Below are 7,440 nucleotides of genomic sequence, written 5' to 3'. Positions count from 1 at the left end.
TCACTGCCTGTAGCTGATGACGCTCTTCTGCTGTCAGGCGCACAATGTATTTTTTCTGCATGGGACTCCGGCTCGCTCCCTACAGATTACCTCAATACTCCCGTTAACCCTAATTCTTAGAGTTGACGCTGCACTAGGTTATCCTCGTGTTACGGACGCTTGAGATATCTGGTGACGCACGACGACTGTGAAGATTCTTCGCTTGACTTCACAGGGGTTCCCAGCATCTCCTAAATTGGAAAGAAAGTATGATGTAGAAAGTGTCTTGCCCTATGGTTGTTGTTGGCTGTCGTGAGTGAAATCTAGCAACATAGGGAGAATTATTCCGAGTGGAGGCGAAATATGACCGACACCATGTCTGAGCTTGATGAATTGAGAGATCGATTGAGGAGTTCGATGCGACCCAAGAAACCCAAAATGCTCGTCGTCGATGACGAACCGGACAATCTAGACCTACTCTATCGAACCTTTCGACGAGAGTTTCGGGTCTATAAAGCCGAAAGTGGCATCGAAGCCCTCGATATTTTAGAAAAAGAAGGAGAAGTGGCGGTTATTGTTTCTGACCAGCGGATGCCGGAAATGAAGGGAACGGAGTTTCTCAGTAAAACGGTTACTCAGTTTCCCAACACGGTACGGATTATCCTTACGGGCTTTACCGATATTGAAGATCTCGTCGAAGCCATCAACTCGGGACAAGTCTACAAGTACATTACGAAACCTTGGGACCCGAACGAATTGCGAGGTGTGGTCAAACGGGCAGCCGATACCTACGAACTCCTCAAGTTGAAAACTGAAGAGTTGGAATGGTCTCACGCACAAATGGCCGTGTTGGGAACGCTGATGCAGGTTGCTGAAACGTCTGAAGATGCGGCATCCTGCCTCGAGACGATCGCTCGCGCTCTCGGGGAGAACTTTTCAGCCGAAGCCTGCGTGTTGCAACTGGTTGAAAACGGTGGTCTCGTCGACGGCTATGCCAGTCACGGCAACGCTGACGCGCTGTCTTTAGCAGGCGATTTGTTGGTGGAGAAGGCGATCGCCACCGGCAAAATTCAAGGGTCGGCAAACGTTTCGGCCGATCCCGACCTGTCTGGACTCGATTCCTATCAAAGCTCTGGCGTTCAAGCGCATTTGGTATTACCGATCGCGTTTCGCGGCCAACTGCGGGCCGTGGCCTCGCTGCAATGGACGCAGCCGAACAGCGTACAAGAGAAGGAAGTCGAATGGATTCACCGTTGCGCCCAGCAAATCGCTCTGGCCTTGACGTGCGCTGACCTTGCTTAAGACTTTTCTCGAGACATGGACAATATCCCCGACGCCACGCAAATTCAAAACTTATTCGATCGCATCGCCCCGGTTTACGACCGACTCAACGACAGCCTGAGTTTGGGGTTACATCGGATTTGGAAACAGATGGCGATTTCCTGGTCTAAGGCAGGTGCAGGGCAGACTTGTCTCGATTTATGCTGTGGAAGTGGCGATCTGGCCTTGAGACTGGCCGAAACGGTCGGCCGGAGCGGACGGGTCGTCGGGGCTGATTTTTCGCGATCGCAGTTGGATGTCGCCCGCCAACGCAGTCGCGATTGCGGATTATCTGTGGAGTGGGTGCAAGCTGACGCTCTGAATTTACCGTTTGCAGACGAAACCTTCGATGCGGCAACGATGGGATACGGGTTACGAAACTTAACCGATATTCCCCGAGGCTTGCGAGAACTGTACCGGGTTCTCAAACCGGGAGCGACGGCGGCAATTTTGGATATGCACCGACCGACTTCGACGGCGATGTTGGGCTTTCAGCAATGGTATCTCGAAACTTTCGTGGTTCCCACTGCCGAGTCGTTCGGATTGACGGACGAATACGCTTACATTCAACCGAGTCTCGATCGCTTTCCCACGGGAAGCCAACAGGTCGAACTCGCCCGTCAAGCGGGGTTCGATCGCGCCGTTCACTATCCGATCGCGGGGGGGACGATGGGGGTTCTCGTAGCGGTCAAACTTGCGAAAACTGAAGCTTCCCTGTCGCACAGACCGTCAAACTCAACCGTAAAATAGACAGAAGCGCGTCCGAACGGGTCAGAGTTGCACCAAAAACACCGAACGTCTTTTTTTGTACGCTGCTTGTTTGCGTTTTGACCTTGAATTCAAATCTTTGGTTTCTATTCGTTCCGCCGGTTGCGGGAGGAATCATCGGCTATTTCACGAACGATCTCGCCATTAAGATGTTATTCCGCCCCTACCGGGCTTATCATATTGGAAAATATCGCGTTCCCCTTACGCCGGGGCTGATCCCTCGCAATCAGGGACGCCTCGCCAAGCGCGTGGCCGATACGATTATGGGATCGTTGTTGACGCCCGCCGAACTGCAAGGGTTAGCGCGGCGGTTGTTGTCCATCGAACGGATACGGGGGGCGATCCTGTGGCTGCTCGATATGGCTCGCCAACAACTGACCCCCGGAAGCGATCGCAAAACTACTCGCATTCTTGCCGGTATTCTACACGATCTGTTTGGGGAATCTTTACCTCGTTTGTTAAAGGTTTGGTCGCGGCGGGACGATTTTTTAGTTCGCCAAGTCGATAAAATTTTCGACGACGTGCTGTTAGAGTTCCAACTGACGGAACAACAAGCGTCTCAACTGGCGGATTGGTTGATGCAGGTGGCGCTGTCTCCTAATTCGGTACGGTTGGCGATCGTGGATTTTTTGACCGATCGCAATATCGTTATTATCGACGAAAATTTTCGCGAAAAAAGTAGTGGAACTTACTGGATCGTCGCCCATTTGTTGGGGTTGCGAAATACGCTGGTTCGCCTGCGGAATTACTGTCTCGATGAAAAGGAAAAGGCAAACGCACAGCTAGCCGAAGTCATAGACTCTTTGGATTTGCAGTCGCGGCTGAAAGAATGGTTACAAAATCTGTCGCTGCAAAACCTTCCCGTTTCGACAGTTCGTCAACTGCGAAAAACCCTGCGAGACAGCGTGCGGAAATACATCCGTACTGAAGGCGCGGATTTGCTGCGCGGCTTGGGGGATTCAGTAGATTTCGAGCATGCAGCTCAGGCGATCGTCAACCGCTTGCGAACGTCAACGGTGGTCAATTCGTCCTTGGAACTGATCGGTCAAGAACTCGCCTTAGTACTCGATCGCTATCTGGAAAAGGATCTCGAAAAAATTGTCGCGAAAGTCATTCCCATTTTGGCCATCGACAGCGTCATTGTCGATCGCGTCAACGCTACCTCTCCTGAAAATTTAGAAGCCGCAGTCGAAGGAATTGTCAAAAGCGAGCTACAGGCGATCGTCAACCTTGGCGGTATACTCGGCGTAATTATCGGACTGTTACAATCGGGATTGCTATTTTTTCAAAACTCAGGGTTGTAGGCGTTCGCACTCGAGACTCGAGACGGACTTCTGATTTCCCCATCGGGTCAACTCCTCACATTACCCTTATCCCGCCATGCGATCGAGCGACGATCGAAGGCGGCGATCGTGCAGTCGTTGTTCGAGAACGGAAACGATTTCGTTCCATCCGAGATCGGGACGTCCGAGCAAACTCTGCAAAGCGTGTAGGGCTGTTTCAGAGTCGTCCGGTTTCGATAACGGCGTGACAAAGGGTTTGCGCTTGCGTTGAGCTTCGCGAATTCCCCAACTCGCCGCCATTTTAATGAGATCGTTGAGACTGTTTCGTCCTCGCTCTTGGTTCCACGTCCACCCTTCAACTGTGGTCGCGTATAGAGGCGGTAAGCGGTTGAGCGCGTAGGCGATCGCCTCGCTCGTATCGATCGAGGCCGCCACATCTAACGGAAGTTCGCGCAGTTGTCGCTGGACTTCCTCGATCGCGAGGGGTTCCATTGCGTTACGGTAAATCGCGCAACGATGCGGTGTTGTCGTCATGATTGTCCTCTTCGTGAAAGCTAAATTCGGACTCGCACGCAAAATTTTCAATGTTTCGCAGCGATGCTTCAGACAGGACGATCGACTCATCTCGATCGCAAATATTTACATTTCTACGACGCGAATAAATTGCAACAGGTTCCCAGCTCGGTGGACTCGTCGATAACGACCGGTTAACTCTTCAGCACGAAGGAAAGCAATTCCCAAAATCGCGAAAAATTAATTTTCGAGTCAGTTTCTTTAGGTCGGTTGTTGCAGCGATCTCACGGGTGACGGCGGCGATTGGCATATTGCCCGTGAATATTGACCGAATAGGGAACCAAGTACGTTAATACTCCCGAAATCCAGCGATCGCGCGTCATTTTTCCCTTCAGTAATGCCGAACCGTGGTTGAGGGCAAACAGCAACGTTCCCACGATCGCCGCCACCCGCAACGCCGTCGGTCTGAATTCCCGATCGAGCAGCGCAGCGAAAAACGATTGTTTCATCACCTCTTTTACAGCGAACAGTTAACAGTTAAAGACCTGAGCGTCTCCAGTACCGTATCTCTCCATCCCCTCGTTTCCTTACCCGAGCGATCGCAACACCCGACACCACTTCGCCGCCAATTCCACATCCGTAAACGGAACGTTCACCGACGGTTGCCACTCGGGAAACACGAACTCCAAGGCAATAGATTTACTCTTGCGGGGTAAATTCTCTTCGTCGATCGCTTCCCCGTTAACGAGCAGGCGAATCTCCTTAACATCTTGTAAAGAAAACGTTTGCAAGTCCACCATGCCCCGACGGGTGGCTTTCCCCCAGGTGATTTGATGGTCTTTTTGACCCAATACCGCCAAAATGTCGTACTTGGCGCGATCGAATCCTTCGGCCCAACTGCGATACGCCTCCACCTTCTGAAATTCGTTCCACCCCGCCCAAGCCAGGCCGAAAAACAACGCCAACAGCGGCAACCAAATCAAACCTCGTTCCATAATCAGTTCGTCCTAAAAATTCAACGATTGAAATTTGCACGTCTGACTCGCTGTTGCTCTCTCAATCGAAGAATTTCGTTTCAACTTCTCTTTCTCTTCCAGTTTATCTCTCCATCGATCGCCCGTCAGCAATGCGCTATCGTGGAACAAATCTCAAGATCGCGCTCCGCCGAACACACGACGAACCGATTATGAAAAAGCTTTTACTGACGTTTCTATTTCTCCTCGGCTTGGGGTGGGCGTTATCCACCTTTCAAGGACTCGCCGCCCAAGGCACGTACGACTCGATCGTTCTCGACTTTCGAGAAGACATTCCCCCGGCACAAGTCGAACAGCAACTCGAGGCGATTCGCAGTCAGTACGACCTGCAACCGCGTCTCAACAGCGAATTTTCCGGCACAGACAATGTTTATATCGTAGAGGGCGATCGCCAGAGGCTGCGCCAACTCAGAAAAGAGTTCGGCAAATTTGTCGAAGCGATCGAACCCAACTATATCTACGGCTTGCCGAAACCGGAACTGTACCGAGACAGCGGCTGTTCCACCTCTACCCCAGAGGACAACGCCGCCCTCTCCCCCAACCGCCCCAACGATCCCCTCTACAGCAAGCAGTGGAACCTGCAAGCGATTAATATCGAAGGGGCTTGGCTCGACAGCGACGGTGCAAACGTGACTGTAGCGGTTATCGATACCGGAATTACCCAAGTTCCCGATCTCGAAACCACCGAACTCCTTCCCGGTTACGACTTCGTCAACGATCGCGAACGAGCCGACGACGACAACGGCCACGGAACCCACGTCGCCGGAACCATCGCCCAATCGACGAACAACAACTTCGGCGTTGCCGGTATCGCCCACGGTGCCAAACTGATGCCCCTGAAAGTCCTCAGTTCCCAAGGAGGCGGAACCGTCAGCGACATTGCCGAAGCCATTAAATTCGCCGCCGACAACGGCGCAGATGTCATCAACCTCAGTTTGGGCGGAAGCGGCGAAAGTCAACTGATGCAAGAGGCGATCGACTACGCCTATAACAAAGGTGTCGTTATCGTGGCCGCTGCCGGAAACGCCAACCAAAACTCTGCCGGATATCCCGCCCGCTATCCCCGCGTTGTGGGCGTTTCTGCTGTAGACGCCTCTGGCGACAAAGCCCCCTATTCCAACTTCGGTGCAGGGGTAGACCTCTCCGCCCCCGGTGGCAACACGAAAAATGGCGAATCGGGCGGTATCCTGCAACATACCATCGACCCCCAAAACGGAACGCCCGCTTTCTTAGCCTTCCAAGGTACGAGTATGGCATCTCCCCACGTGGCTGGGGTTGCGGCGTTGATTAAAGCGGCTGGCGTTGACGATGCCGAAGACGTGGTTCGCATCCTCAAAGAATCGGCTCGTCCGGTACAGGACGACACCCTCAACCATTTTGGCTCGGGACATCTCGATGCGAAATCTGCCGTGCAATTGGCGGTTAACGGTCAACTGACGTTTCGGGACTTCTTCCGTTGGTTGCGCGATAACGGCTATTTGAACCCCCGCTTCTGGATCGACGGCGGAACGATCGCCCTGTTGCCGAAAATTGCGATGGTTGTGGGTTCCTATCTCTTGGCGTGGTTGTTGCGGAATTACTTCCCCTTCCGTTGGAACTGGAACCTAGCCACGGGGTTGGTGATGGGCAGTTCCGGCGTCTTCGTGTTGCGGAGTCTGTACCTGTTCGATTTACCCCAATGGCCGCTGCGGGTCATGGGGAGTTCGTTACCGGAGTTAGGGACGGCAATTCAAGGGAATCCGGCTCTCAACCCCATTTTTGCCAGCGTGTTGATTCCGGCTGGGTTAATCTTGTTGCTGCTGGGACATCGCGATTGGAAATGGTTTGCCGTTGGAACGACACTGGGCGTTGCCAGTTGTTTGGCGGTGAGTGCGGCGATCGATCCCGCGTTGGTGTGGCTCGGTAGCGGTTGGGTAGCTCGCGGCTTCCTGGCGGCGAACGCCCTCGCCTGCGTTGCGCTGGCTCGTTTAGCAGTGAGACCTGGAGGTGTGACAGGATGACGGTAACGGGAACGGTCAAACGGGTTGCGATGGGTACTGGAACCTGGGCGATCGAAGCTGAAAACGGGACGACTTACGAAATTTATCGAGGTGCGCCCCCGGAATTGCTCGAAGATGGCCTGAAGGTAGAGGTTAACGGTTCGGTACGCGACGATGTGATGACGCTTGCCGCGATCGGGCCTGTTTTGGAAGTTCAGTCGTTCGAGAAGCGATAAACTTCTCTTCCTCTTGTTTGCAATACAGAACTCTCCGTCTGGGTACGGGGAGTTTTTCCTTGGCTGGAGTTACGCAGTTGTCGGTCAAGAAACCCGGTTTTTCGTTCCTCTGTTCGGGCTGAAATAACGGAATATCGTGTTTCACCGGGTTTCTGCGTAAGTCCTACCTTTTCGGAGTATTCGGCGCTCCTGAGAGGGTGACAACATAGCTAGACCCCCTGCCTCACAAGGGATAGAGCCTCTAGCCCTCGTTGAAAATGGAGAGATTTGTGAGGCTTCAACGCCATGAGCGCCAACATCCAATCTCTCCAGAGCAGCAGGGATTGAC

At 53.0% G+C, this 7,440-nt stretch carries 8 protein-coding genes and 1 pseudogene; 5 read left to right on the top strand and 4 right to left on the bottom strand.

The window, feature by feature from the left end; genetic code table 11:
* The first annotated feature begins 342 nt into the window (after window positions 1-342).
* From POG22_RS06395 to POG22_RS06385, 3 genes are all read left to right on the top strand, one after another.
* Window positions 343-1,281, top strand: a complete 939-nt coding sequence (locus POG22_RS06395) for a response regulator (RefSeq protein ID WP_498904266.1) — start codon at window positions 343-345, stop codon at window positions 1,279-1,281.
* Window positions 1,282-1,296: 15 nt separating this feature from the next.
* Window positions 1,297-2,049, top strand: a complete 753-nt coding sequence (ubiE, locus tag POG22_RS06390; RefSeq protein WP_498904264.1) for a bifunctional demethylmenaquinone methyltransferase/2-methoxy-6-polyprenyl-1,4-benzoquinol methylase UbiE — start codon at window positions 1,297-1,299, stop codon at window positions 2,047-2,049.
* A gap of 77 nt (window positions 2,050-2,126) precedes the next feature.
* Window positions 2,127-3,371: a DUF445 domain-containing protein gene (locus POG22_RS06385; RefSeq protein ID WP_017662339.1), complete on the top strand. Its 1,245-nt coding sequence runs from the start codon at window positions 2,127-2,129 to the stop codon at window positions 3,369-3,371.
* Between the two features lie 66 nt (window positions 3,372-3,437).
* Here POG22_RS06385 and POG22_RS06380 read toward each other — a convergent pair whose 3' ends face one another.
* From POG22_RS06380 to POG22_RS06370, 3 genes are all read right to left on the bottom strand, one after another.
* Window positions 3,438-3,884, bottom strand: a complete 447-nt coding sequence (locus POG22_RS06380) for a late competence development ComFB family protein (RefSeq protein ID WP_498904262.1) — start codon at window positions 3,882-3,884, stop codon at window positions 3,438-3,440.
* Between the two features lie 263 nt (window positions 3,885-4,147).
* Window positions 4,148-4,372, bottom strand: coding sequence for a nitrate/nitrite transporter NrtS (gene nrtS / locus POG22_RS06375; RefSeq protein WP_498904260.1), 225 nt, complete (start codon window positions 4,370-4,372; stop codon window positions 4,148-4,150).
* Between the two features lie 78 nt (window positions 4,373-4,450).
* Complete coding sequence (locus POG22_RS06370) at window positions 4,451-4,858, bottom strand: hypothetical protein (RefSeq protein WP_498904259.1); 408 nt, start codon at window positions 4,856-4,858, stop codon at window positions 4,451-4,453.
* Between the two features lie 191 nt (window positions 4,859-5,049).
* On the opposite strand from POG22_RS06370, the gene POG22_RS06365 reads away from it, so the two are divergent.
* Entirely contained in the window at window positions 5,050-6,897 is a 1,848-nt protein-coding gene (locus POG22_RS06365) for a S8 family peptidase (protein WP_498904257.1), read from the top strand.
* The gene (locus tag POG22_RS06360; RefSeq protein WP_498904256.1) at window positions 6,894-7,112 is read left to right on the top strand and encodes a hypothetical protein; all 219 of its coding nucleotides are present in this window, start codon (window positions 6,894-6,896) and stop codon (window positions 7,110-7,112) included. Before POG22_RS06365 ends, POG22_RS06360 begins: the two co-directional genes overlap by 4 nt.
* A gap of 209 nt (window positions 7,113-7,321) precedes the next feature.
* On the opposite strand, the pseudogene POG22_RS06355 reads toward POG22_RS06360, so the two are convergent.
* A pseudogene (locus tag POG22_RS06355) lies at window positions 7,322-7,440 on the bottom strand (IS4 family transposase); the annotation flags it as partial.

Source organism: Geitlerinema sp. CS-897 (assembly GCF_028368005.1).
GTDB classification, from domain to species: Bacteria; Cyanobacteriota; Cyanobacteriia; order Cyanobacteriales; family Geitlerinemataceae; genus Baaleninema; species Baaleninema simplex.
Note: the sequence above shows the minus strand (reverse complement) of the source record. Positions and strands in the feature narration are given on the sequence as shown.